Annotated in this window: 22 protein-coding genes and 4 tRNA genes; 10 read left to right on the top strand and 16 right to left on the bottom strand. The window is 67.0% G+C overall.

Annotated features, from left to right (window positions below; genetic code table 11):
- The first annotated feature begins 215 nt into the window (after window positions 1-215).
- Window positions 216-1,568 (top strand): glucarate dehydratase, encoded by a 1,353-nt coding sequence (gene gudD, locus G3N61_RS00170; protein ID WP_043182042.1) that lies wholly within the window; start codon window positions 216-218, stop codon window positions 1,566-1,568.
- 272 nt (window positions 1,569-1,840) lie between these two features.
- On the opposite strand, the gene G3N61_RS00175 is transcribed toward gudD, so the two are convergent.
- From G3N61_RS00175 to G3N61_RS00185, 3 genes are all read right to left on the bottom strand, one after another.
- Entirely contained in the window at window positions 1,841-2,305 is a 465-nt protein-coding gene (locus G3N61_RS00175; RefSeq protein ID WP_205821078.1) for a DUF2214 family protein, read from the bottom strand.
- A gap of 39 nt (window positions 2,306-2,344) precedes the next feature.
- On the bottom strand, window positions 2,345-3,151 hold the full coding sequence (locus G3N61_RS00180) for a hypothetical protein (RefSeq protein ID WP_205821079.1): 807 nt from the start codon (window positions 3,149-3,151) through the stop codon (window positions 2,345-2,347).
- A gap of 237 nt (window positions 3,152-3,388) precedes the next feature.
- Window positions 3,389-4,453: a glycosyltransferase family 4 protein gene (locus G3N61_RS00185; protein WP_043182037.1), complete on the bottom strand. Its 1,065-nt coding sequence runs from the start codon at window positions 4,451-4,453 to the stop codon at window positions 3,389-3,391.
- A gap of 563 nt (window positions 4,454-5,016) precedes the next feature.
- Here G3N61_RS00185 and G3N61_RS00190 point away from each other — a divergent pair.
- On the top strand, window positions 5,017-6,846 hold the full coding sequence (locus G3N61_RS00190; protein WP_043182035.1) for an ABC transporter ATP-binding protein: 1,830 nt from the start codon (window positions 5,017-5,019) through the stop codon (window positions 6,844-6,846).
- Between the two features lie 78 nt (window positions 6,847-6,924).
- On the opposite strand, the gene otsA is transcribed toward G3N61_RS00190, so the two are convergent.
- Entirely contained in the window at window positions 6,925-8,304 is a 1,380-nt protein-coding gene (gene otsA, locus G3N61_RS00195) for an alpha,alpha-trehalose-phosphate synthase (UDP-forming) (protein WP_043182032.1), read from the bottom strand.
- Window positions 8,301-9,053, bottom strand: a complete 753-nt coding sequence (otsB, locus tag G3N61_RS00200) for a trehalose-phosphatase (RefSeq protein WP_043182030.1) — start codon at window positions 9,051-9,053, stop codon at window positions 8,301-8,303. The genes otsA and otsB overlap by 4 nt, the downstream gene beginning before the upstream one ends.
- A 281-nt stretch (window positions 9,054-9,334) precedes the next feature.
- Here otsB and G3N61_RS00205 point away from each other — a divergent pair, with 281 nt between their 5' ends.
- Genes G3N61_RS00205 through G3N61_RS00215 form a run of 3 tightly spaced genes read left to right on the top strand, consistent with a single transcriptional unit; the run spans window position 9,335 to window position 11,306 of the window.
- Complete coding sequence (locus G3N61_RS00205) at window positions 9,335-9,967, top strand: SCO family protein (RefSeq protein ID WP_043182027.1); 633 nt, start codon at window positions 9,335-9,337, stop codon at window positions 9,965-9,967.
- A 12-nt stretch (window positions 9,968-9,979) separates the two neighbouring features.
- Window positions 9,980-10,426: a copper chaperone PCu(A)C gene (locus tag G3N61_RS00210; RefSeq protein WP_011351435.1), complete on the top strand. Its 447-nt coding sequence runs from the start codon at window positions 9,980-9,982 to the stop codon at window positions 10,424-10,426.
- Between the two features lie 10 nt (window positions 10,427-10,436).
- On the top strand, window positions 10,437-11,306 hold the full coding sequence (locus tag G3N61_RS00215) for a cytochrome c oxidase assembly protein (RefSeq protein WP_043182025.1): 870 nt from the start codon (window positions 10,437-10,439) through the stop codon (window positions 11,304-11,306).
- A gap of 22 nt (window positions 11,307-11,328) precedes the next feature.
- On the opposite strand, the gene G3N61_RS00220 is transcribed toward G3N61_RS00215, so the two are convergent.
- Both G3N61_RS00220 and G3N61_RS00225 read right to left on the bottom strand, forming a co-directional pair.
- Window positions 11,329-11,820, bottom strand: coding sequence for a GNAT family N-acetyltransferase (locus tag G3N61_RS00220; protein ID WP_089450166.1), 492 nt, complete (start codon window positions 11,818-11,820; stop codon window positions 11,329-11,331).
- 131 nt (window positions 11,821-11,951) lie between these two features.
- A complete protein-coding gene (locus G3N61_RS00225) occupies window positions 11,952-12,824 on the bottom strand; it encodes a pirin family protein (RefSeq protein ID WP_043183104.1) in 873 nt (290 codons plus the stop codon).
- A 109-nt stretch (window positions 12,825-12,933) separates the two neighbouring features.
- Between G3N61_RS00225 and G3N61_RS00230 the strand changes: the two genes are divergently transcribed.
- Window positions 12,934-13,851 carry a LysR family transcriptional regulator gene (locus tag G3N61_RS00230; RefSeq protein WP_205821080.1) on the top strand — a complete coding sequence of 306 codons (918 nt, stop codon included), beginning with the start codon at window positions 12,934-12,936 and terminating at the stop codon, window positions 13,849-13,851.
- A gap of 102 nt (window positions 13,852-13,953) precedes the next feature.
- On the top strand, window positions 13,954-14,457 hold the full coding sequence (locus G3N61_RS00235; RefSeq protein WP_043182019.1) for a GAF domain-containing protein: 504 nt from the start codon (window positions 13,954-13,956) through the stop codon (window positions 14,455-14,457).
- Window positions 14,458-14,616: 159 nt separating this feature from the next.
- Here G3N61_RS00235 and map read toward each other — a convergent pair whose 3' ends face one another.
- Both map and G3N61_RS00245 read right to left on the bottom strand, forming a co-directional pair.
- Window positions 14,617-15,423, bottom strand: coding sequence for a type I methionyl aminopeptidase (map, locus tag G3N61_RS00240; RefSeq protein ID WP_175025893.1), 807 nt, complete (start codon window positions 15,421-15,423; stop codon window positions 14,617-14,619).
- On the bottom strand, window positions 15,423-15,659 hold the full coding sequence (locus G3N61_RS00245; RefSeq protein WP_205821081.1) for a ParD-like family protein: 237 nt from the start codon (window positions 15,657-15,659) through the stop codon (window positions 15,423-15,425). The genes map and G3N61_RS00245 overlap by 1 nt, the downstream gene beginning before the upstream one ends.
- 148 nt (window positions 15,660-15,807) lie before the next feature.
- Here G3N61_RS00245 and G3N61_RS00250 point away from each other — a divergent pair, with 148 nt between their 5' ends.
- Both G3N61_RS00250 and G3N61_RS00255 read left to right on the top strand, forming a co-directional pair.
- Entirely contained in the window at window positions 15,808-16,431 is a 624-nt protein-coding gene (locus tag G3N61_RS00250) for a helix-turn-helix domain-containing protein (protein ID WP_205821082.1), read from the top strand.
- 58 nt (window positions 16,432-16,489) lie between these two features.
- Window positions 16,490-17,038, top strand: a complete 549-nt coding sequence (locus G3N61_RS00255) for a GNAT family N-acetyltransferase (protein WP_089450162.1) — start codon at window positions 16,490-16,492, stop codon at window positions 17,036-17,038.
- Between the two features lie 346 nt (window positions 17,039-17,384).
- Here the strand turns inward: G3N61_RS00255 and G3N61_RS00260 are convergent, their stop codons facing one another.
- The 7 genes from G3N61_RS00260 to uvrC all read right to left on the bottom strand — a co-directional run bounded on the left by G3N61_RS00260 (window position 17,385) and on the right by uvrC (window position 22,332).
- The gene (locus G3N61_RS00260; protein ID WP_205821083.1) at window positions 17,385-18,635 is read right to left on the bottom strand and encodes a DUF1835 domain-containing protein; all 1,251 of its coding nucleotides are present in this window, start codon (window positions 18,633-18,635) and stop codon (window positions 17,385-17,387) included.
- Window positions 18,636-18,964: 329 nt separating this feature from the next.
- Window positions 18,965-19,038: transfer RNA gene (locus G3N61_RS00265), tRNA-Cys, on the bottom strand.
- Between the two features lie 99 nt (window positions 19,039-19,137).
- Window positions 19,138-19,213: transfer RNA gene (locus G3N61_RS00270), tRNA-Gly, on the bottom strand.
- Between the two features lie 52 nt (window positions 19,214-19,265).
- Window positions 19,266-19,341, bottom strand: a tRNA-Gly gene (locus G3N61_RS00275).
- 52 nt (window positions 19,342-19,393) lie between these two features.
- Window positions 19,394-19,469, bottom strand: a tRNA-Gly gene (locus G3N61_RS00280).
- Between the two features lie 145 nt (window positions 19,470-19,614).
- On the bottom strand, window positions 19,615-20,202 hold the full coding sequence (gene pgsA / locus G3N61_RS00285; protein ID WP_011351424.1) for a CDP-diacylglycerol--glycerol-3-phosphate 3-phosphatidyltransferase: 588 nt from the start codon (window positions 20,200-20,202) through the stop codon (window positions 19,615-19,617).
- A gap of 90 nt (window positions 20,203-20,292) precedes the next feature.
- Window positions 20,293-22,332, bottom strand: coding sequence for an excinuclease ABC subunit UvrC (uvrC, locus tag G3N61_RS00290; protein WP_043182009.1), 2,040 nt, complete (start codon window positions 22,330-22,332; stop codon window positions 20,293-20,295).
- A 76-nt stretch (window positions 22,333-22,408) separates the two neighbouring features.
- On the opposite strand from uvrC, the gene earP reads away from it, so the two are divergent.
- Window positions 22,409-23,602 (top strand): elongation factor P maturation arginine rhamnosyltransferase EarP, encoded by a 1,194-nt coding sequence (gene earP / locus G3N61_RS00295; RefSeq protein ID WP_205821084.1) that lies wholly within the window; start codon window positions 22,409-22,411, stop codon window positions 23,600-23,602.
- Window positions 23,603-23,629: the final 27 nt, after the last annotated feature.

A 23,629-nucleotide genomic window follows, 5' to 3' on the forward strand; every position in this document is an offset into this window, starting at 1 on the left:
GCATTCCAGCGCCGCCCGGTCCCATGCTTTACGATCGGCCAGCGTTCGCGTTCTGCGCTGCACTGGCTCGGTTGTCGCTCCCACCCCGTTCCGGGTTGCGTCGACTTGCGGGCCTTGCGCGCCGCGCACGTCGGTTGTCGAATGATCGCACCTCCCGCCGCGCGCGGCAAAGCTTTTGCCGCACGGCATTGCCCACCCTTTTGCCATCGCCGCCCATGAACGCCGTCACTGCCTCGCCTTCCCACGACACGCCGCGCATCGTCGACCTGCAAGCGATTCCGGTCGCCGGCCACGACAGCATGCTGCTCAACCTGAGCGGTGCACATGGCCCGTTCTTCACCCGTAACCTCGTGATCCTGAAGGACAGCGCGGGCCGGACCGGCGTCGGCGAAGTGCCCGGCGGCGAAAGCATCCGCCGCACGCTCGACGATGCGCGTGCGCTCGTCGTCGGCCAGCCGGTCGGCAATTACCACGCGGTGCTCAACGACGTGCGGCGCACTTTCGCCGACCGCGACGCAAGCGGCCGCGGGCTGCAGACCTTCGACCTGCGCACGACGATCCACGCGGTCACCGCGCTCGAAGCGGCGCTGCTCGACCTGCTCGGCCAGCATCTCGGCGTGCCGGTCGCCGCGCTGCTCGGCGAAGGCCAGCAGCGCGAGCGCGTCGAAATGCTCGGCTATCTGTTCTACATCGGCGACCGCACGAAGACCGCGCTCCCCTATCGCGACGGCCGCGGCGCGACCGACGACTGGACGCGCGTGCGCGACGAAGCCGCGCTGACGCCCGAGGCGGTCGTGCGGCTCGCCGAGGCCGCGCACGCGCGCTACGGCTTCAATGACTTCAAGCTGAAGGGCGGCGTATTCGAAGGCGCGAGCGAGATCGAGGCGGTGACGGCGCTCGCCGAGCGCTTCCCCGACGCGCGCGTGACGCTCGACCCGAACGGCGCTTGGTCGCTCGACGAGGCCGTGCGGCTGTGCCGCGATCAGCATCACGTGCTCGCGTACGCGGAAGATCCATGCGGCGCGGAGAACGGCTATTCGGGCCGCGAGGTGATGGCCGAATTCCGCCGCGCGACGGGGCTGCCGACGGCCACCAACATGATTGCGACCGACTGGCGGCAAATGGGTCACGCGGTGCAGTTGCAGGCGGTCGACATCCCGCTCGCCGATCCGCACTTCTGGACGATGCAGGGTTCGGTGCGTGTCGCGCAGATGTGCCGCGACTGGGGCCTCACCTGGGGCTCGCATTCGAACAACCACTTCGACGTGTCGCTCGCGATGTTCACGCATGTCGCAGCCGCCGCGCCGGGCCAGGTCACCGCGATCGATACGCACTGGATCTGGCAGGACGGCGAGCGGCTGACGCGCGAGCCGCTGAAGATCGAGAACGGGATGGTGGACGTGCCGAAGCGGCCGGGGCTCGGCATCGATATCGACATGGATGCCGTCGCGGTCGCGCACGAGTTGTACCAGCAGCACGGGCTCGGTGCCCGCGACGACGCGGCAGCGATGCAATACCTGATTCCGGGGTGGACCTTCAACAACAAGCGCCCCTGCCTCGCGCGCTGAGCGCGGGACGGACCGGGCGGCAGGATCGCCCGGTCGAGTCGGAATCGAGAGAAGCGATGCGGCCTGCGGCCGGGCTGGTAAGTGCCTGGGGAAAGACGCTGCGCGCGTCGAACGGGATCCGGATGAGGGTGGCAGTAGCGATGGCGGGTCTGGCCGGCTTCGCCCAGGCCATACCTGCCTGGTCGTACTTACCCGGCCGGACCTAGCCGACCGCACCTACCCGGCCAGACCTGGCCGGCCGCACCTACCCGGCCAGACCTAGCCGGCCGCACCTACCCGGCCAGCCCAATCCCCCGCGCCATCCCCGACGCGGCGAACACGATGACGATCACGAGCACCGCCTGCCAATGGCCGATCCGCACATAGGTGCGCGCACGGCCGAGATCGGGCATCTGCTGCTGCCGCGCGGCGACGCGCCATCGGATCAACCCGAGCATCGGCACGACCTCGAGCAGCAGGATCAGCACGAGCGCGGTCATCTTCAGATGAAAGAGTGGTTCGTGCAGGTAGTACGCTGTGCCTTTCTCGAAACCGCCGAACGCGCGCATCAGGCCCGTCACGATCAGCACCAGCGCCGACAGTCCCCACGCAGCATCGGCCTTGAATACACCGGGCAAGTCGGCCGCCTGCGCCGACGCGATGAGCCGGCGCAACGCACGGTTGCGCCCCGCGATCGCGGCAAACGCGACGCCGAACGCACTCAGGTGAACGGCAGCCAGCAACCAACGGACGATCATCACGCCTCCTTGTCGCCCGCACGCCGTGCGCGGGACTTGTCAGACGATCTGCTTGAGCGCGGCGTCGAGCGCGAGCACCGCGACGCGGTCGCCTTCGGTCGCGAGCGGCGCGCGCATGACGATCTGCCGGTTATGGCCGACGGCCGCCGGCGAATCCCACAGCAGCTCGACTTTCGGTCGATTGAACAGGCTGCCGCGGCGCGGCGGCACGACGGCCGGTTGCCCGTCCGTTGCACCCTCGCCTGCGGCAGGCGCCGCCCGGCCGGGCCAGCGCACCGTCAGTTCGCGCGCATCGTACTGGCCGACCTTGCGGCTTTCCATCCAGACGATCGTGGTACGCGTCAGCACGTCGAGCGAAATCGCATAACGGCCGACCGCGAAGCGGCGGGCGGCCACGTTGGTCCGCCACAGCGGCCGCGGCCGGCAGATCCAGACGATCGCCGCATACAGCGCCGGTGCGGCGACGAGCCAGCCATTGGTCGCCGTCACTGCATGCAGCGCGAGGCGCCAGCCGTCCACCCAGACGAACATGCCGATCGACCAGACGGCAAACAGGAAACCGATCAGCGCGAATACGCGCAGCGCCTGGCGCAGCCACTGCGGCAGCGGATGAAACGGCCGTTCGGCGCGCGCGACGGCGCCCGGCAGCGCGAGCAGCAGGAAGATCAGCAGGAGGTAGACGAACGCCCAGGGCGACGACACCATCGCCGACAGCGACGAGCGATAGCCCATCTGGGACATCGAGAACAGCCAGCGCGCGAGCAGCACGAGACCGATCGCACGCAACGCGAAGATCACACCGGCGCCGGGGGCCGGCGCTGCGCGCGTGGATTTCGTTCTCGCCAAGACTGCTCTCCTCTGGATATTCGTGCGGGGCCGGATTTCACGGCACGGCCATTATAGGGACATTACCGTCTGGACAGACGGACGGATGGCATGCCGGGCTACTTCGGGGGCCGTTCGCGGCGTCGGGCGCGGCGAGAATACAACAGATCCGCGCCGCGGATGTGACAACGCCCCGCCGGGAACCCGGACGGGGCGTCGATGGCAAGCCGCGCGCCGCAGCGCGGCGGCGGCCCGCAATCAGCCTGCGTTGACTTCGCGGAGCACCGTGCGGCGCTTCTGGCGCAGCAGTTCCTCGTAGCCCTTCACGTAGTTCTGCGCCATCACCTTCGACGAGAAGCGGGCTTCGAACGCAGCGCGAACCTTCTCGCGCGGCAGCGTATCGAGGCGCTTGAGCGCCGCGACGGCCGACAGTTCGTCTTCGACGACGAAGCCCGACACGCCGTTGTCGATCACTTCCGGCACCGAGCCGCGCTTGAACGCGATCACCGGCGTACCGCAGGCCATCGCCTCGATCATCACCAGGCCGAAGGGCTCCGGCCAGTCGATCGGGAACAGCAGCGCGTGCGCGTTGCCCAGGAATTCGGTCTTTTCGGACTCGCTGATTTCGCCGATGTACTCGACGTGCGGCAGCGCGAACAGCGGCTTGATCTTCTCTTCGTAGTACGCGCGGTCAGCCTTGTCGAGCTTCGCGGCGATCTTGATCGGCAGGCCAGCCTGCTCGGCGATGCGGATCGCCGTGTCGACGCGCTTCTCCGGCGAGATGCGGCCCAGGAACGCGAGATAGCTCGGCTTCACGTTCGGGATCGGCGTCAGCAGGTTTTCCGGCAGGCCGTGATAGACGGTCGACAGCCAGTTCGCCTGCTGCAGCGGGATGCGCTGGTTGTCGGAGATCGACACGACCGGCACGTCGCTGAACGCGTTGAAGATCGGCTGCAGTTCCGGCAGGTCGAGACGGCCGTGCATCGTCGTCAGATGCGGGACCGGCTGGCGCGAGAACAGCGAGAACGGGTAATAGTCGATGTGGCAGTGCAGGACATCGAACTCTTCCGCGCGGCGGCGCACCTGCTCGAGGAGCAGCATGTGCGGGGCCATCACGTCGCGGATCGTCGGGTCGAGGCGCAGCGCCTGCGGCCAGCACGCTTCGAGCTTCGCGGAAGTTTGCGAATCGCCGCTCGCGAACAGCGTGACGTCATGCCCCATCTCGACGAGTGCTTCGGTGAGGTAGGACACCACTCGCTCGGTACCACCGTACAGTTTCGGGGGCACCGCTTCGTGCAACGGAGCGATTTGGGCGATTCGCATGCGTAACTCCTAAAAAATCGGCTAAAAACCAGGTATGGGTCGGCAACCTGCCGGCGGTCCGGGCTGGATGCATTTCGTCCGAAGATCGGACGAATCAGCCTGCCGGGGGCGTCGAACCCGCGCTGCTCAAGGAGCGTCGGCGACGCGACAGGCATAGAACGTTTGAAACGAAGACCCGTTGACAGGGGTTCGTAAAAAACCTGGAATCGAACCCGGAGCCGATTATCTAGGGTTAATCCTGATACGGCGCACAACATTTCAAACACTTTACTTTGTTACAAAGGTGCAACACTTTGCAACCCGCGGACTTGGGTGTCCGTTCTAGAGTGGAAGGCCCTTTTGGCGTTCCTTGCACCCGTGACTGCCGGCAGCGTGATTCCGGCACATGAGGCAGGACGGGATGCCGGATTTTATCTCAAAATCGATCGCGAGCCCCTGGCCAAGGCAAGATTCGCGCAGCGCGACACGCGGCCTTGTTTACAATGCCGGATTATTCAGTCCGGGCGAACGCCGGCCTGCGATCCAGCCGCCACGCTCACTCACCGAATCACCGCACGCATATTTTGGAATCTCTCACCCCTGCCCAGCGCAACGCCCACAACGCGAAGCTGTCGAGCTACGCGCACCGGCCGATCGCGTTCCTGTTCCGCTACATTCGCCTTCATCCCGTCGCCCACCTCATCGTGCTCTGCAGCGTGCTGGCCGCCGTCGGCTGCGCGCTCGGCTCGCAGTACGCGATCAAGCACCTGATCGACGTGCTGGCAACCGGGCGTCATCACCCCGGCCCGCTGTGGAGTGCATTCGCGCTGCTCGTCGGGCTGATCGCGGCCGACAACCTGCTGTGGCGCGTCGGCGGCTGGGTCGCCGCGCATACATTCGTCGCGGTCACCGGCGACCTGCGGCGCGACCTGTTCCAGTACCTGATCGGCCATTCGCCGACCTACTACTCCGAAAAGCAGCCGGGCACGCTCGCAAGCCGCATCACGGCCACGTCGAACGCGGTCTACACGTCGGAGAACACGATGGCGTGGAACGTGCTGCCGCCGTGTATCGCGGTGATGGGCGCGATCCTGATGATCATCGTCGTCAATCCGCTGATGGCCGCCGGCCTGCTCGGCTGTTCGGCCGTGCTTTCCGTCATCCTGTTCAAGCTCGCCGGGCGCGGCTCGGCCCGCCACCATGCGTTCGCGGCGAAGGCCGCGGCGGTCGACGGCGAGCTCGTCGACGTGATCGGAAACATGGGCCTCGTGCGTGCGTTCGGGATGACGCTGCGCGAACAGAAACGCTTCGGCGCAACGGTCAAGGCCGAGATGGATGCACGCCAGCAGAGCCTGCTCTATCTCGAAAAGCTGCGCCTGCTGCACGCGGTGATCACCGCGATGCTGTCCGCAGGCCTGCTCGGCTGGGCGCTGTGGCTGTGGGACCAGGGCCGCGCGACGTCGGGCGACATCGTGCTCGTCAGCTCGCTCGGCTTCACGATCCTGCATGGCACGCGCGATCTCGCGGTCGCGCTGGTCGACGTCACGCAGCACGTCGCGCGCCTGTCGGAAGCCGTCAAGACGCTGCTCGAGCCGCACGGGATGCCGGACCGCTCCGATGCGCAGCCGCTGTCGGCCAAGGGCGGCCGCGTCGACTTCGAACGCGTGACGTTCGCGTATCCGCACCGCCGCGCGATCCTCGACCACTTCGACCTCCATATCGAGCCGGGCCAGCGCGTCGGCCTGATCGGCAAGTCGGGCGCCGGCAAGTCGACCGTGCTCGCGCTGCTGCAACGCTTCTACGACACGCAGGACGGCGTCGTGCAGGTCGACGGCCAGGACGTGAAGACGATCACGCAGGACAGCCTGCGCCACGCGATCGCGCTCGTGCCGCAGGACATTTCGCTGCTGCACCGGACGATCTACGACAACATCGCGTACGGCCGCCCCGAGGCGACCCGCGACGAAGTGCTCGCGGCCGCGCGCGACGCGCGCTGTGCGGAATTCATCGAAGCGATGCCGGAAGGCTATGACACGATCGTCGGCGACCGCGGCGTCAAGCTGTCGGGCGGCCAGCGCCAGCGCATCGCGATCGCGCGCGCGATCCTGAAGAACGCCCCGATCCTGCTGCTCGACGAAGCGACATCCGCGCTCGACAGCGCTTCCGAGGAAGCGATCCAGAGCGCGCTCGACCGCCTGATGGTCGGCCGCACGGTGATCGCGATCGCGCACCGCCTGTCGACGCTGCGCAACTTCGACCGGATCATCGTGATGAACAACGGCAAGGTCATCGACGACGGCCCGCCCGACGTGCTGCGCAACCGCCCGGGCCTGTACCGCGACCTGCTCGCGAAACAGCACGGCCGCCATCACGCCCCCGACGGCAGCACGCCGCCCGGCGAACGCGTGGCCTGACGCACCGGTCATGGCCGACAAAAAAAGCCGCAGTGCTTCGCGCACTGCGGCTTTTTTCATTGCACGGGGACCCGCCGGTTACACGTGCTGCAGGTCGCGCAGGAAGTTGTCGCGCCACACCGACACGTTGTTCTCGCGAAGCTGCGCGATCATGTCCGTATAACGCGCGCGCCGCTCGGCGAGCGGCATCGTCAGCGCCTGTGACAACGCATCGGCCATCCCGTCGATATCGATCGGATTGACGATCAGCGCCCCCGTCAGCTCGCGCGCGGCGCCCGCGAAGCGCGACAGCACGAGTACGCCCGGATCGTCCGGATCCTGCGCGGATACGTACTCCTTCGCGACGAGGTTCATCCCGTCACGCAGCGGCGTCACGTAGCCGACCCGCGCGAGCCGGTACAGCGCCGCGAGCAACTGGCGGTCGTACTGGCGATGGATATAGAGGATCGGCGCCCAGTCGAGCTCGGCGAAGCGCCCGTTGATGCGCCCCGACTCCCCTTCGAGCTGCAGGCGGATGTCCTGGTACGCGCGCAGTTCCGCGCGGGTCGACGGCGCGATCTGCAGGAATGACACGCGATTGCGATGCGACGGCTCGTGCTCGAGCAGCTTCTCGAACGCGCGGAAGCGCTCGACGAGCCCCTTCGAGTAATCGAGCCGGTCGACGCTCATGATCAGCTTGCGGCCGCGCAGCGATGCTGCGAGCGTGCGCACCGCCTTGCCGTGCTCGCCGGCCTTCGCGAGGGACGCGATCTCGTCCGGATGCACGCCGATCGGATAGGCGGCCGCGCGCAGCGTCCGGCCGAATGCGCGCACCGTCGCCAGGCGGCCGTCGCGCTCGATCACGCCGTCGGCTTCGGATTCGACGTAGTCGCAGAACGCGCGCAGGTCGGGGGCGGTCTGGAAGCCGAGCAGGTCGAACGCGCACAGCGACTCGACGAGCGCCCGGTGCGGCGGCACGTTGACGAGCACCTGCGCGGCGGGAAACGGGATGTGCAGGAAGAAGCCGATGCGGTTCTTCACGCCGGCCGCGCGCAGGGCGCGCGCGAACGGGATCAGGTGATAGTCGTGCACCCAGATCACGTCGTCATCCTGCAGCAGCGGCACGAGCTGCTGGGCGAGCCACACGTTCACGCGGCTATAGCCCTCGAACTCGTGACGGTCGTACTGGATCAGGTCGGTGCGGTAGTGAAACGCGGGCCACAGCGTCGCGTTCGAGAAGCCGCGGTAATACTGGTCGTAATCGCGCCGCGACAGGCCGATGGTCGCAAACGTGACCGGCCCGTGTTCCTCGACACGAATCTGCGGCGCGCCGGCAGCGACGACTTCGCCGCTCCAGCCGAACCACATGCCGCCCGTCTCCTTCAGCGCATCGTAGACACCGATCGCGAGACCGCCCGCCGCCGGTTCGCCTTCCGAAATCGGCGCGACGCGGTTTGAAACGATGATGAGGCGACTCATGCGTCCGGCTGCCCCGCACCGAGCCAGCGCGCGATCTGCTCATGCAGCGCGTCGACCGAATCGAGCCGCGTGCGGGCGGACGTCTCGCCCGCGCCGACCTTGATCGACACCCCGCCGCGCGCGTTGACCACCGCGAAGCCCTTCTCGTCGGTCAGGTCGTCGCCCGCGAACAGCGGCAAGCGGCCCGCGAACGGCGGCTCGTCGAGGAACGCGGCGAGCGCGCGCCCCTTGTCGACGCCCTTCGGCTTGATCTCGAACACCATCTTGCCGGGTTGCAGGACATACGCATCGGCATAGTCGGCGACGAGGCGCTCGGTGGCCGCGCGCGCCGCCGCCTCGCGCTCGGGCGCGTTGCGGTAGTGCAGCGCGACGGCCGCGCCCTTGATTTCGAGCAGCATGCCCGGATGACGGTCGACGACGGCCGCCAGCTCGCGCTCGATGCGCAGCAGGCGTTCGTCGTTGAAGCCGATGCGCTGCGTGTCGCCGTTCGCATCGCGGCGCTCCGCGCCGTGCAGGCCGGCGATCGGCAGGCCGGGCATCTTCAGGAACGTGTCGAGGTTGTCGATGCCGCGCCCGGACACGATCGCGACCGCACCGTGCGAGCGACGCCGCAGCTCGTCGAGCATCGTCAGCAGCGACGGCGGAACATGAATGCTGTCGGGCGTCGGCGCCAGTTCGACGAGCGTGCCGTCGAAGTCGAAGAAGAACGCGGTATCGGTCAGGGACAGGGAAGCCGGAACGGATTGCATCGATTCGATAGTCTGAGGGCCGGCCGGCAAACGCGGGCCGCCGCTGCGCGAATGGAATTGTGCGCATCTTACCGCGCCTGCGCATCGAGATGGGCGAAACCGGTGCATCGCCGGTCTCGCGCCGCCGCCTGCGTCAACTGCGACATATTGCCCCGCTCGCCCGCAGCTTACGGGTTTCGAAAGGACGCGGGCGCGCGAATTGCGCTACAGTCGCAACCGCCTGCCGCGCGACGCATGGCGCCGCGCCGGCCGGCCACCATTTCGTCCGATCGAGCCCCAGGATGTCGTCTGCCCGCACTGCGCCCCGGCGCTTCTCCCGCTTCATCCGCACGGCCGCGGCCCTTGCCGCCGCCGTGGCGCTCGCCGCGTGCACGCACGACGAGCCGCGCTGGAACCTGACCAACGTCACCGGCCACCTGCCCGACCTGTCGTTCACGCTGACGGGCGGCGACGGCCATCCCGTCGACGCCGATGCGTTCCACGGCCAGGTCGCGCTCGTCTACTTCGGCTATACGCACTGCCCCGATGTCTGCCCCGAAACGATGGCGCGGCTGATGGAAGTGCTGGCGAAGCTCGGCCCGCAGGCAAACGACGTGCGCATCCTGTTCGTGTCGGTCGACCCTGCGCGCGACACGCCGCAGGCGATGCAATCGTACGTCGCCGCGTTCGACGCCGCGCATGCGCGCGGCCTGACCGGCACCGACCGCCAGATCGAATCGCTCGCGAAACGCTATCGCGTCGCGTATCAGATGGAAAAGCGCGATCCGTCCGGCGGCTACGAAGTCACGCACAGCTCGGCCGTCTACATCTTCGACGCAAGCGGCCGCGCGCGCCTGCTTGCGACCGACCGCGACTCGCCCGACGCCATCGCCGCCGATGTGCGCCGGATCATCGACACCGCCTCCACGACCTGAATTCATCCCGACATGAAAACGAAAACGACACTCAAGACGCTCGCCCTCCTCGCCGCGCTGTGCGCCGGCGCCCACGCGTATGCCGCCGGCGCGATCACCGCGCAGAACGCATGGGTGCGCTGGCTGCCGAACAAGCTGCCCGCCGGCGGCTACGTGACGCTCGTGAACACGAGCGACAAGCCGGTCGATCTCGTCGACGTCGACAGCCCCGACTACGGCATGGCGATGCTGCACCAGACCGTCTCGAACGGCTCGACGCAGAAGATGGAAATGGTCGACAAGCTGACGATCCCCGCGCGCGGCAAGGTCGACATCGCACCAGGCGGCTACCACTTCATGCTGGAGGAGCCGAAGCACGCGATCAAGCCGGGCGACACCGTGCACCTGCGCCTGAAATTCTCCGACGGCGAAACGGTCGATGCGCCGTTCGCCGTGAAGTCGCCGGCCCAGGCAAAGTGATGCGCGCGCGATGAACGTCCTGTACTGGCTCGATCCGTGGGAACCGTCGCCCACCGTGGTGATCGCGGTGCTGACCGCTGCCGTGCTGTTCGCGCGCGGCGTGAAGAAGGCGAAGGTGTCGCCGCTGCGGCAGTTCTCGTTCTGGTTCGGGCTGACGGCGCTCTACATCGCGCTGCATACGCGGCTCGACTATTTCTTCGAGCACGAGTTCTTCCTGCACCGCGCGCAGCACCTCGTGCTGCACCACCTCGGGCCGTTCTTCATCGCGCTGTCCTATCCGGGCGCGGCGATTCGCGCGGGCATCCCGTTTCGCTGGCGGCAGCGTTTCGTGCGCCCCGCGCTCGCGTGGGCACCCGTGCGCGCGACGCTCGACGTGGTGTTCCATCCCGTCGTCGCAGTCGTGCTGTTCGTCGGACTGATCTATTTCTGGCTGCTGTCGCCGATCCACTTCATCGCGATGCTCGACTGGCGTCTCTATCGCGTGATGAACTGGAGCATGGTGATCGACGGGCTGCTGTTCTGGTGGCTCGTCGTCGATCCGCGTCCCGCGCCGCCCGCACGGCTGTCGCCGGGCCGCCGGATCCTGATCGTCGTCGCGGCGATCCCGCCGCAGATCGCGCTCGGTGCGCTGATCTTCTTCACGCCGCACGAGCTGTATCCGATCTATTCGATCTGCGGCCGCGCGTTCACGTGGTTGAGCCCGCTGCGCGATCAGCAGATCGGCGGCCTGCTGCTGTGGATTCCCGGCTCGATGATGAGCGTGATCGGCGCGCTGATCGCGCTGCGGCACTGGCTGCGGCTGTCCGCCCGCGGCCGCCTGATCGGCGAACGGGCCGCGCAGCGCACGGACCGGCCATCGGTCGCACACGCCGCGCCCTGACAGCTGCGCGGCGCGTAGCGCATTACGCGCGCGCGCTGCTCATCCACACGTGCGGGATGCCGTCCTCGTCGTGCACGTCCGAACTCGGCGTGAAGCCGAATGCCCCATAGAAACGCTGCAAGTGGGCCTGCGCATGCAGGCTCACCGGCGTATCCGGCCACTGCGCGCGGATATGTTCGAGCGCGCGCGACAGCAGCCCGTTGCCGAGGCCCGCGCCGCGAAACGCGGCGGTCGTCAGCACGCGACCGATGCGTACGTCGGTGTTCTGCGCATCGGGCAGCAGCACACGCAGATAGCCGGCCAGGCGACCGGCCGGATCGAAGGCGGCCAGGTGCCATGCGGCCTGGTCCGCGTCGTCGATGTCGCGATACACGCAGTTCTGCTCGACGACGAACACCGCGCTGCGCGCTTCGAGGATCGAATAGACTTCGCGCGCCGTCAGTGCGTCGAAGGATTTCCAGCGCCAGTCGAGATCGGCGGCGCTTGGGGATGCGGCGGATGCAGATGCGTTCATGGTCGGTTCTTTCTGATTCGGGCGCGCCGGCCGGCGCGCGGCAATCGTCGATTATGCCTCGAAGCGCACTCACCGCGCGACCGACTGCCCGCGCGCGAAAAAAAAGCCCCGCATTGCGCGGGGCCTGTCCGTCATGCCGGCATCTGGCCGAAACGGCCGCTGTTGAAATCCTCGATCGCGGTGCGGATCTCCGCTTGCGAGTTCATCACGAACGGCCCGTAACCGACGACGGGTTCGTCGATCGGTTCGCCGCTCAGGATCAGCAGCTTCGCGTCGCCGTTCGCTTCGATCTCGACGTCGCTGCCGTCGCGGCCGAGCTGCACGAACTGCGCTTCGCGGGCAACCGTCTCGCCGTTCACCTGCAAGGTACCGCTCAGCACGACCACCGCGAGCGTGCGCCCTTCGGCGACCGGGAAGCGCGCATGGCCGCCACCGACGAGCCGCACGTCCCACACGTCGATCGGCGTATGCGTGCGGGCCGGGCCGCGCCGACCGTCGAGTTCACCCGCGATAATCCGCGCATGCCCCGCGCCGTCCGGCAGTTCGACCACGGGGATGTCGGCGTTCAGCAGCGTCTGGTAGCCGGGCGCCCCCATCTTGTCCGCGGCGGGCAGGTTCACCCACAGCTGCACCATTTCGAGCGGGCCGCCGCTCTTCGTGAACCCTTCCGAGTGGAATTCCTCGTGCAGGATCCCGCTTGCGGCCGTCATCCACTGCACGTCGCCCGGGCCGATCACGCCGCCGGCGCCGGTCGAGTCGCGGTGCGCGACCTCGCCGTCATAGACGATCGTCACGGTCTCGAACCCGCGGTGCGGGTGCTGGCCGACACCGCGCGGCGTCGAGGGCGAACCCGGCTCGAACGTGGCCGGGCCGGCGTAATCGAGCAGCAGGAACGGGCTCAGGTGCGCGCCGTGAGACTGGTAGCTGAACATCGAACGCACCGGGAAACCGTCGCCGACCCAATGGCCGCGCGGCGCACTGTACACACCCTGGATCTTCTTCATTGCTTTCTCCGAATTGCGGCGAAACACGTGTTTCGCATCCTGGGTAGAAATATAGTGGTGGAACGATCGATCCGGTAGACTGCCAAAATCGCACTCAGCGTTCCATTTCATGAACGATAAAGCGCGGGATCTGAACGATCTCTATTACTTCGTGCAGGTCGTCGAACACGGCGGCTTCGCACCGGCCGGGCGGGCGCTGGACATGCCGAAGTCGAAGCTGAGCCGCCGCATCGCGCTGCTCGAGGCGCGGCTCGGGATGCGGCTGATCCAGCGCTCGACGCGCCGCTTCACGGTCACCGACGTCGGTCAGACCTATTACGCACATTGCCGCGCGATGCTCGTCGAGGCCGATGCGGCCGACGAGGCGATCGCGCTGCTGCACGAGGAGCCGCGCGGCATCGTGCGCGTCAGTTGCCCGATCGTGCTGCTCGATTCGCTGGTCGGCACGATGATCGCCGCGTTCATGATCGCGTGCCCGCGCGTCGAAATTCATCTGGAAGCGACCAACCGGCGCGTCGACGTGGTCGGCGAAGGGATCGACGTCGCGATCCGCGTACGCCCGCCGCCGCTCGAAGACAGCGATCTCGCGCTGCGCGTGCTGGCCGAGCGCGGCCAGTGCCTCGTCGCGAGCCCCGCGCTGCTGCGCGAGCATGGTGCACCGGCCGTTCCCGCCGATCTCGCGCGCCTGCCCAGCCTCGATCACGGCGTCCCGCAGTCCGCGCACGTGTGGCGGCTGCGCGGGCCGGACGGCGCTCACGCGGAAATCCATCACCAGCCGCGCTTCGTGACGGGCGGCATGCTCGCGCTCCGCGCGGCGGCCGTCGCAGGTGTCGGCGTCGTGCAGTTGCCGACGATGATGGTGCGCGATGAGGTCGCGCGCGGCGAGCTGACGACCATGCTGCCTGACTGGGCGCCGCGCCGCGAGATCGTCCATGCGGTGTTCGCGTCGCGCCGGGGGTTGCTGCCCGCGGTGCGCGCGCTGCTCGACTTTCTGGCGGAACGGTTTGCCGAACTCGAACCCGATTGAGCGCGCCGCGTCACACGTGACCAGGCGCTGCAAACCGGGCGCGCGTGCCGTAGACTGCGGTACGCGCATCGCGCATTCCACAACCCTGACCGCTTTCCCGCCATGTTCACGCTGTCCAACGACACCCACGCCTCCAAGGCCGATCACTACGCGACGCTCGTCGAGCAGGCGCGCGCGCTCGTCGAGTCCGAACGCGACCTGACCGCGAACGCGGCCAACTTCGCCGCACTCGTTTATCACTCGCTCGACCGTCTCAACTGGGCCGGCTTCTACTTCTTCGACGGAACGGAACTCGTGGTCGGGCCGTTCCAGGGCAAGCCCGCCTGCGTGCGGATCGCACTCGGCAAGGGCGTATGCGGCACGGCCGCGCAGACGCGCGAAACGCAGGTCGTGCGCGACGTGCATGACTTCCCCGGCCATATCGCATGCGACGCGGCATCGGAATCCGAAATCGTCGTGCCGCTGGTGGCCGGCGACGGCACGCTGATCGGCGTGTGGGACGTCGACAGCCCGGTTGCCGCGCGCTTCGACGACGAAGACCGCCAGGGGATGGAAGCACTGTGCCGCGTGTTCGTCGAATCCGCATGGCAAAAGGCGCGCGGTTGAGCCGCGGCCAGGCCGCACTCCTCCACCGAGCAGCCGGCCGCCGCGTTCGCGCGTGAATCGCGCCGCGCGACCTCGGACAAAAACCAAAATGAAACGGGCCCCGCAAAGGGGCCCGTTTCGCTGAGCCGCTGCACCGCCCTTCGCGGTGCCCGGCGGGCGTCAGGCGGCGTGCGTGCCGGACAGCGCCGGGAACGCCTGCGGCTTCGCGTCCTCGGTCAGCACCTCGAAGCCCGTTTCCGTCACCACGACCATGTGCTCCCATTGCGCCGACAGCGAATGGTCCTTCGTGACGACCGTCCAGCCGTCCGCCAGCATGCGCGTGTCGCGCTTGCCCGCGTTGAGCATCGGCTCGATCGTGAAGATCATCCCCGGCCGGAGCGGCACGCCGGTCCCCGGGCGGCCGTAGTGAAGCACCTGCGGCTCGTCGTGATAGACATCGCCGATGCCGTGCCCGCAATACTCGCGAACCACGCTGAATCCTTCGCGATGCGCGACCTGCTGGATCGCGTAGCCGACGTCGCCGAGCGTTGCGCCCGGACGCACCGCGCGAATGCCCGCGTGCATCGCCTCATAGGTCGTCGCAACGAGCCGCCGCGCGAGCTCGTTCGGTTCACCGACGAAATACATGCGGCTCGTATCGCCGAACCAGCCGTCCTTGATCACCGCGATGTCGAGGTTCACGATGTCGCCGTCGCGCAGCGGCCGCGACGACGGGATGCCGTGGCACACGACGTGGTTGACCGACGCGCACACGGTTTTCGGATAGCCGTGATAGCCGATGTTGGCCGGAATCGCGCCGAGCACGTCGACGATGTAGTTGCGGCACAGCACGTCGAGATCGTCGGTCGTGACGCCCGGCTTCACATGCTCGGTGAGCATCTCCAGCACCTGCGACGCGAGCTTCGCGGCTTCGCGCGACTTGGCGATTTCCGCGGCGCCGCGGATCGGGATTTCTCGCTTCGCCATTACGCCACCTGCTCGATGCCGTGCTCGACCGGTTCCGCCGGCCCCGCCTCGCTGCCCCGCGCCTCGGCCTCGATCAGCATCCGGCAGATGTCGCCATAGGACAGCGCCGGATTGAGTTCCGAGAGCATCCCGACGCGCAGCCAGTGTTCGGCTTGCGCGTTGATCGAGCGGCTCAGCGCCGTGCTGGTCGAGCGCAGCCGCTCGTGCATGTGCTCGGAAATCTTGATGATGCCCATATATCCCCAATTAAACGAAACATAGTCGATTCGTATATTACGCCTCGCCCGACTGCCGGGCAAGCCATTCGGACTCCGTCGAGACGTTGGCCCACAGCCACCCACCCCGTTGACAGCAAATTCCAGTTTGCTGGAAAATAAATCCATCATGAAAGAATCAGCCACCGCCGTTGCCGACGACACCGGCATCAACGAACGCATCGCCCGGCGCGTGCGCGACCTGCGCACCGTGCGAGGCTACACGCTCGATGCGCTGGCCGCGCGCTCCGGCGTCAGCCGTTCGATGATCTCGCTCATCGAACGCGCATCGGCCAGCCCGACGGCTGTCGTGCTCGACAAGCTCGCGGCCGGGCTCGGCGTGTCGCTGGCCGGGCTGTTCGGCGGCGATCAGCACGACACGCCCGCGCAACCGCTGGCACGCCGCGCGCAGCAGGCCGAATGGCGGGATCCGGCGTCCGGCTATGTGCGCCGCAACCTCTCCCCGGCCGGCTGGCCGTCGCCGATCCAGCTCGTCGAGGTGGACTTCCCGCCCGGTGCGCGCGTCGCGTACGACAGCGGCGGGCGCGAAAGCGCGCTGCATCAGCAGGTGTGGGTCATCAGCGGCCGCGTCGACGTCACGTTCGGCGACGCGCTTCACGAACTCCACGAAGGCGACTGTCTGGCCATGCGGCTCGACCAGCCGCTGATTTTCAGCAATCCGTCGTCGCAGGCCGCGCGCTATGTCGTCGTGATCTGCGATGCGTCTGCCGCTGCCGGCGTGCGGAATCCCTGATGAACGCGTCGTCGCAGCCGCCGTGCGCGCGACTCCATTACTGCCCACAGGAGCCTCTATGAATTCCCCGAAACAGCGCGACGACGTGCGCCTGATCGACTGCAGCGAGGCCGAGCACGCGCCGGCCATCCTCGAGATCCTGAACGACGCGATCGCGACCTCGACCGCGCTGTACGACTACAAGCCGCGTCCGCCGGAAGCGATGGTCGCGTGGTTCGCGGCGAAGCGTGCGGGCGGCTTCCCGGTCATCGGCGCGGTCGACGCGTCGGGCACGCTGCTTGGCTTCGCAAGCTGGGGCACGTTCCGCGCGTTTCCCGCCTTCAAATACACGGTCGAACACAGCGTGTACGTGCATCGCGACCAGCGCGGCCGCGGGCTTGGCGAGGTGCTGCTGCGCGAAGTGGTCCGGCGCGCGCGCGAAGCGCAGGTGCACGTGGTGGTCGGCTGCATCGATGCAACCAATGCGGGGAGCGTCGCACTGCATACGAAGCTGGGATTCGTGCACTCGGGCACGGTCACGCAGGCGGGATTCAAGTTCGGCCGGTGGCTCGACGCGGCGTTCTATCAGTTGACGCTCGACACGCCGACGCAGCCGGTGGATGGTTGAGCGGCATCGTTGCGCGCTTCCGGCATCGGCCCACCCCATGGCGGAACAGGCATTCGGGAGAATTGCACGCCCTTCCGACCCTGCCCGTGTCAGGGCCGGCGCGTGAGACGAAAAAGCCCCGCCAAAGCGGGGCTTTTTTTCGGGAGCGCGAGTTGGAGGCGCCTACCCGCACAAGGCTTTGCAGGCCAACACCGCTTCATGGCTCGCGACGCCGAACCTATGCGCCGACGCAACCCGATCAACGCCACTCGCGCTCACCCGGACAAAAACTTCCGCATCCGCGATGAGGTGATTGCAGCCGGTCGGACATGGCTATCGCGAACCGCGATCAGTCGATTGCCCCTGCTCAATCAAAACGATGGCGCAGCACCGGTGTGAAGTTGTCATCCAAAGCCCAATGGGTGCTGCGCGGCAGTATTTGCGTGCCGCCCACCCAGCGCGGCACGTCGCAGTGATCCTGCCAATACGCCTTTCCTTGCAGCACCTGCTCGCCAAGCGGGGTCAGGCCAACGATGCACTTTTCTCGCTCGGGCAGTTCGTCATGCACCTTGATCAGCGGACAGGCGCCTTCGACCAGCGGGCGCATCATCGCGTAAAACATCGCGTCACCCAGGAACGGCAGCGGATCGCGACGCAGGTTCAACTCGGCAAACACCTGCGACCAGGCAAGTCCGTCACCGTCGCGAATAGTCTCCAGCGCGAGCCTTTCCGTCAGACCGAGGCCATCACGCACCGACGGCAACTCCTGCAACTGACGCCTCAGTGCCGGGGCCAGCAGCGGAAGGCTGGGACTCGCCTCCCTGCAAAGCGCCGCCCAAGCAAGCGGCGTCGCATCGCGATAGGCGTCCCAGGCCTCGCGTGCGAGCGAGAACGCGTCGTCGGTCAGCTCACGTCGACGCGGCCATAGCCATGCGAGCACCTGCGGCGCCAGTTGCCCCAGGCCGACGAAACGATCGACGCCCGGCACGCTGTCGATCTCGACCAGTTCCAACGATTCCGGCCGTCGCGTCATGTTTGCAAGAACGGCGATCAGGAAGAGCTGATCGTACGCATCCGCTTCGCACCAGAGTACGGCATGCCTGGCCTGCGACAGCTTCGACAACGCGCCGTACTCGGTCGCCGCGCGCTGTCGAACCGCCGGCAGCGGGATATCGAAACACTGGCTGATGAACTCGCAACGCGTGTCGATGAACGCCTCCGGCTCCAGCCTGGGAACCGGGCCCATGCAGTACGGATCGGCGAACACGTGATATTCCCCACGAAATCCGGCTACGCGCAGACTATGCGCGATGTCGTTGCCGCAACGCCAATGCTGGGTATCTGCCGTGTCATTGGCGGCAAATTCCGGATGCCGTGCGGCGAACTCGACGGCGTCCACATGCGACTTGAGTTTCGGCCAGCTGGCAAATCCCAGTTCGCGCGCGATCAGCCATTGGGCGTCGGCAAGCACGGGGGAAGCCGCACGGCGCAGGTTCTCGCCCGGTCCGGCAACCGGAATTCCCGCCTGGAGTTGCTTGAGAAGTTGCTTGGCACGCTTGCGCTGCCGAACGAGGTCGATGTGACCGTTTTGCGCCGTGGCGCGAGGATCTTGAGGCATACGATCTCCAGAGGCAGCCGTATCCGCTTATCGGCTAGGAGTCGCATGAACATGCGGTGAGATGCTCGACCTGGGTGTGAACCCTTTCCGCGGAGTGGAGGCGTGGTGTTACGCCGCTGCCGACTGTACCACACGCGCCAAAAAATTGACCGCATCGGCGACCAGTCGACTGCACGCGCCACGTCCATCCGGACATCACTGATTTTTACGTCGTGGAGAAAAGGCGAACGTCATGCGCAAGCGATCCGCCTCGGCGACTTTCCGGGTGGAACGAAAGTGACGCAGAAAAAGAAAAGCCCCGCCGAAGCGGGGCTTTATCTCGTTCTACCTGGAGGCGCGAGCCGGAGTCGAACCGGCCTAAACGGCTTTGCAGGCCGCTGCATAACCGCTTTGCTATCGCGCCAAAAGCGGACTGTCCGGATGCCATGAGGCAAGCGACAGATTTTTATTCGAGGACCATCGGTCCATCAAATAAAAAGGGAAGCGTGGCTTCCCCATTACTTGGAGCGGGAGACGAGTCTCGAACTCGCGACCTCAACCTTGGCAAGGTTGCGCTCTACCAACTGAGCTACTCCCGCATTGTCCTGCATCTGCAGCGCTTTACCGTACAACACGCTGCCAGATAAAATCTGGAGCGGGAGACGAGTCTCGAACTCGCGACCTCAACCTTGGCAAGGTTGCGCTCTACCAACTGAGCTACTCCCGCATGTGTCCTGCATCTGCAGCGCTTTGCCGTACAACACGCTGCCAGAAAAATCTGGAGCGGGAGACGAGTCTCGAACTCGCGACCTCAACCTTGGCAAGGTTGCGCTCTACCAACTGAGCTACTCCCGCGTATTGCTGCGCTACTGCTTCCCCGTCACACACTTACTTCGTCGTGCAGCGGAGAAGCGAGATTATGTCGAAGGCACATTCGTGTGTCAAGAGCTTTTCCAGCCCTTTTTCCAAAAAACCTGCTCCGCCGAATCCGCGGCGCAGGTCACGCGCCCCCGCGCTCGCGAATTTGCGGCCATGCGAGCTTCATGTAGTACAGCATCGACCAGATCGTCAGCACCGCGGCGAGATACATCAGCCATTCGCCCCACACGCGCGTGTCGATCGTCGCGACGCCGAGCGGCAGCGGCCCGTAAAACAGCAGCATCGGAATCGCGACCATCTGGCAGGCGGTCTTGAACTTGCCGAGCTGGTTCACCGCGACGCTCTTCGACGCGCCGATCTGTGCCATCCACTCGCGCAGCGCCGAAATCGCAATCTCGCGGCCGACGATCACGAGTGCGATCGCCGCGTCGACCCGCGAAATCTGCACGAGGATCAGCAGCGCGGCCGTCACCATCAGCTTGTCCGCCACCGGATCGAGAAATGCGCCGAACGACGACGTCTGGTTCCACTTGCGGGCGAGATAGCCGTCGAACCAGTCGGTCAGCGCCGCGAGTATGAAGATCGCCGCCGCCGCGAGATTGCGGTGCGCGCCGCCCATCACCGTGTCCGGCAGATAGAACACGCCGACGACGAGCGGGATCAGCACGATCCGTACCCACGTCAGGAAAATCGGGAAATTGAACGGCATGGCATGCGGGACAGTAAAGGATTCGCAATTGTGCCGTGTCGACCGGCCTGCCACAAGAACGCTGGCAACGCAGCCGGCCGCACGGCCGCGTCAGTGAAGCTGCTTGTAGATCTGCTCGGCGAGCGCGTGCGAGATGCCCTCGACGCTCGCGAGCTCCTCGACGCTCGCGGCAACCACGCCGCGCAACCCGCCGAACCGCGCGAGCAGCCGCTGCCGGCGCTTCGCGCCGACGCCCTCGAGCTCCTCGAGCCGCGACGTCTGGCGCGCCTTCGCGCGTTTCGCGCGCATGCCGGTGATCGCGAAGCGGTGCGCCTCGTCGCGGATCTGCGCGACGAGCATCAGCGCGGCGCTCTCCTTGCCGAGTTCGAGCGGCGTGCGGCCGTCCGCGAACACGAGCGTCTCGAGGCCGACCTTGCGCCCCTCGCCTTTCGCGACGCCGACCAGCATCGACGTGTCGAGGCCGAGCTCGGTGAACACCTGGCGCGCGATTTCGACCTGACCCTTGCCGCCGTCGATCAGCACGATGTTCGGCAGCAGGCTCGACGCCTCGGCCTGGCGCGTCGACTCGCCGTCGATCCCGGCCGCATCGTCGGCGGCAGCCGCCTGCGCGGCCTGCTCGACCATCTTCTCGTAGCGGCGCGTGAGCACCTGCCGCATCGCCGCGTAGTCGTCGCCCGGCGTGATCCCGGTGATGTTGTAGCGGCGGTATTCGCCCGACTGCATCTTGTGATGGTGGTAGACCACGCACGACGCCTGCGTCGCCTCGCCCATCGTATGACTGATGTCGAAGCATTCGATCCGCAGTGTCGCGAGATCGTCGCATTCGTAGCTGAGCGTCTCCGCGAGCGCGCGCGTGCGCGCCTGCTGCGAGCCTTGCTCCGACAGCAGCCGCATGAGCGCGATCTGCGCATTCTGTTCGGCCATCGACAGCCACGCGCGCCGCTGCCCCTGCGGCTGCCGCACCAGCGACACCTTGTGGCCGGCCTGCTCGGACAGCAACTCGAGCAGGTCGCGGCTCGCGGGCGCATGGCTCACGACGAGCACTGGCGGCACGCGATTGCCGAGATAGTGCTGCGCGATGAACGCGTCGAGCACCTCGGCCTCGACCGACGCCGCCGCGTCGGCGCGCGTGCGGCCGGGTTCTTCCGCGGGCAGGTCGGGCAATACGTCGACGGCCGCGGCGGCCGCCTCCGCCTCCGCAAGCTCGGACTCGTCGCCGATACCGCCCTCGGCGAGTGTCAGCGCGCTTTCGACGTGCGTCGGGAAATACGCCTTGTCGCCGAGATGCCGGCCGCCACGCACCATCGCGAGGTTCACGCACACGCGCCCGCCCTGCGCGACGACGGCCAGGATGTCGACGTCGCTGTCGCTGCCGACCTCGATCGCCTGCTGGTGCAGCACCGTCGCGAGCGAGCTCATCTGGTTGCGCACGGCCGCCGCCTGCTCGAATTTCAGCTCGGCCGCGAACGCGTGCATCTTCTGCTCGAGCTCCTTCATCACTTCGGACTGCCGGCCGAGCAGGAAGCGCGCGGCGTTCGACACGTCGATCGCGTAATCCTCGTCGGAGATCGCGCCGACGCACGGCGCCGTGCAGCGCCCGATCTGGTGCAGCAGGCACGGCCGCGTGCGGTTGTTGAAGACCGAATCCTCGCAGGTACGCAACTGGAACACGCGCTGCAGGATCTGGATGCTCTCGCGCACGGCCCAGGCGCTCGGGAACGGCCCGAAATACTGGTTCTGCTTGTCGACCGAGCCGCGGTAGTAGGCCATCCGCGGAAATCGGTGCGCGGTGAGCTTCAGGTACGGATACGACTTGTCGTCGCGAAACAGGATGTTGTAGCGCGGCGCGAGCGCCTTGATCAGGTTGTTCTCGAGCAGCAGCGCCTCGGCCTCCGACCGCGTGACGGTCGTCTCGATGCGCGCGATGCGCGTGACCATCATCGCGATACGCGGCGACAGCTGCGTCTTCGTGAAATAGCTCGATACGCGTTTCTTCAGATCGCGCGCCTTGCCGACATAGAGCACGGCGCCCGCCGTGTCGTAATAGCGATAGACGCCGGGCATGTGCGGCAGCTGCGCGAGGATCTTCTTCGGTTCGAACGGGGTATCGGAAGCTTCAGGGGATGTCATGCGTGATCCGGGCGCCTTGTAACGCGGAACGGGTCTATTAGAATCGCCAGTTTAGAGCATTCACCGCCCCGCTTCGATGCCACGCACCACCGCTGCCCCCCTGCCCGCCGCACCGCTCCCGCCGGGCGAACCGATCGCCTGCGACCTCTTCTGTACGGTGGTCGACAATTTCGGCGACATCGGCGTCTGCTGGCGCGTCGCGCGCCAGCTCGCGCACGAGCACGGCTGGCAGGTTCGCCTGTTCGTCGACGACCTGCGCACGTTCGCGCGCCTGCTGCCCGGGGTCGATCCCGACGCGGGGCGCCAGACGGTCGACGCGATCGTGGTCGAGCACTGGCATGCGGAAGTCGGCGACGCGCTGGAGATCGCCGATGTCGTGATCGAAGCGTTCGCGTGCGAGCTGCCCGGCGCGTATCTCGCGGCGATGGCACGCCGCGCCCGTCGCCCCGTGTGGATCAACCTCGAATACCTGAGCGCCGAGGACTGGGTCGCCGATTTCCATCTGCGGCCGTCGCCGCATCCGCGCTACCCGCTGCTGAAGACGTTTTTCTTCCCAGGCCTGTCGGCCGGCACCGGCGGCGTCCTGAAGGAGCACGATCTCGATACGCGCCGCACGGCCTTCGAGACCGACGCCGCGGCGCAAGACGCCTGGTGGCGACGCGCGACTGGCGGCCCGCCGCCGGCCCCCGGCACCACGGTCGTCAGCCTGTTCGCCTACGAGAATCCGGCCGTCGACGCGCTGCTCGCGCAGTGGCGCGACGGCCCGTCGCCGGTCGTCGCACTCGTGCCGGCCGGCCGCGTGTCGCCTGCCGTCGCGCGCTTTTTCGGGGTCGAGTCGTTCTGCGCGGGCACGCATGCGAACAGCGGTAACCTGACGGCTCACGGGCTCGCGTTCGTCCCCCAGGCCGACTACGATCCGTTGCTGTGGGTGGCCGACATCAATTTCGTGCGCGGCGAGGATTCGTTCGTCCGGGCGCAGTGGGCACGCAAGCCGTTCGTGTGGCACATCTACCCGCAGGCCGACGACGTGCACCTGCCGAAGCTCGATGCCGCGCTCGCGCACCTGTCGGCCGGCCTCGCGGACGCGCCGCGCGCGGCACTCGAGCGGTTCTGGCATGCCTGGAACGGCGTCGGCACGCCCGACTGGGCCGATTTCTGGCAGCACCGTGCGGCACTGGACGCCAACGCGGCCCGCTGGGCCGATGCGCTCGCGGCCGTCGGCGATCTCGCCGGAAAGCTGGCGGAATATGCAAAATCTCAGTTAAAATAAGCGGTTATCCGACGGCTGACCAGGCAA

This window comes from Burkholderia sp. Ac-20349, from assembly GCF_017104865.1.
Classification (GTDB): Bacteria; Pseudomonadota; Gammaproteobacteria; order Burkholderiales; family Burkholderiaceae; genus Burkholderia; species Burkholderia aenigmatica.

What these genes read in the sequence shown, in the direction of transcription:
- otsA (WP_043182032.1), bottom strand. Translation starts at nt 8,304, where the DNA reads ATGAGTCGCCTCATCATCGTTTCAAACCGCGTCGCGCCGATTTCGGAA.
- G3N61_RS00250 (WP_205821082.1), top strand. Translation starts at nt 15,808, where the DNA reads ATGAAAGAATCAGCCACCGCCGTTGCCGACGACACCGGCATCAACGAA.
- gudD (WP_043182042.1), top strand. Translation starts at nt 216, where the DNA reads ATGAACGCCGTCACTGCCTCGCCTTCCCACGACACGCCGCGCATCGTC.
- otsB (WP_043182030.1), bottom strand. Translation starts at nt 9,053, where the DNA reads ATGCAATCCGTTCCGGCTTCCCTGTCCCTGACCGATACCGCGTTCTTC.
- G3N61_RS00205 (WP_043182027.1), top strand. Translation starts at nt 9,335, where the DNA reads ATGTCGTCTGCCCGCACTGCGCCCCGGCGCTTCTCCCGCTTCATCCGC.
- pgsA (WP_011351424.1), bottom strand. Translation starts at nt 20,202, where the DNA reads ATGCCGTTCAATTTCCCGATTTTCCTGACGTGGGTACGGATCGTGCTG.
- G3N61_RS00220 (WP_089450166.1), bottom strand. Translation starts at nt 11,820, where the DNA reads ATGAACGCATCTGCATCCGCCGCATCCCCAAGCGCCGCCGATCTCGAC.
- uvrC (WP_043182009.1), bottom strand. Translation starts at nt 22,332, where the DNA reads ATGACATCCCCTGAAGCTTCCGATACCCCGTTCGAACCGAAGAAGATC.
- earP (WP_205821084.1), top strand. Translation starts at nt 22,409, where the DNA reads ATGCCACGCACCACCGCTGCCCCCCTGCCCGCCGCACCGCTCCCGCCG.
- G3N61_RS00185 (WP_043182037.1), bottom strand. Translation starts at nt 4,453, where the DNA reads ATGCGAATCGCCCAAATCGCTCCGTTGCACGAAGCGGTGCCCCCGAAA.
- G3N61_RS00255 (WP_089450162.1), top strand. Translation starts at nt 16,490, where the DNA reads ATGAATTCCCCGAAACAGCGCGACGACGTGCGCCTGATCGACTGCAGC.
- G3N61_RS00175 (WP_205821078.1), bottom strand. Translation starts at nt 2,305, where the DNA reads ATGATCGTCCGTTGGTTGCTGGCTGCCGTTCACCTGAGTGCGTTCGGC.
- G3N61_RS00260 (WP_205821083.1), bottom strand. Translation starts at nt 18,635, where the DNA reads ATGCCTCAAGATCCTCGCGCCACGGCGCAAAACGGTCACATCGACCTC.
- G3N61_RS00245 (WP_205821081.1), bottom strand. Translation starts at nt 15,659, where the DNA reads ATGGGCATCATCAAGATTTCCGAGCACATGCACGAGCGGCTGCGCTCG.
- G3N61_RS00215 (WP_043182025.1), top strand. Translation starts at nt 10,437, where the DNA reads ATGAACGTCCTGTACTGGCTCGATCCGTGGGAACCGTCGCCCACCGTG.
- G3N61_RS00225 (WP_043183104.1), bottom strand. Translation starts at nt 12,824, where the DNA reads ATGAAGAAGATCCAGGGTGTGTACAGTGCGCCGCGCGGCCATTGGGTC.
- map (WP_175025893.1), bottom strand. Translation starts at nt 15,423, where the DNA reads ATGGCGAAGCGAGAAATCCCGATCCGCGGCGCCGCGGAAATCGCCAAG.
- G3N61_RS00235 (WP_043182019.1), top strand. Translation starts at nt 13,954, where the DNA reads ATGTTCACGCTGTCCAACGACACCCACGCCTCCAAGGCCGATCACTAC.
- G3N61_RS00210 (WP_011351435.1), top strand. Translation starts at nt 9,980, where the DNA reads ATGAAAACGAAAACGACACTCAAGACGCTCGCCCTCCTCGCCGCGCTG.
- G3N61_RS00230 (WP_205821080.1), top strand. Translation starts at nt 12,934, where the DNA reads ATGAACGATAAAGCGCGGGATCTGAACGATCTCTATTACTTCGTGCAG.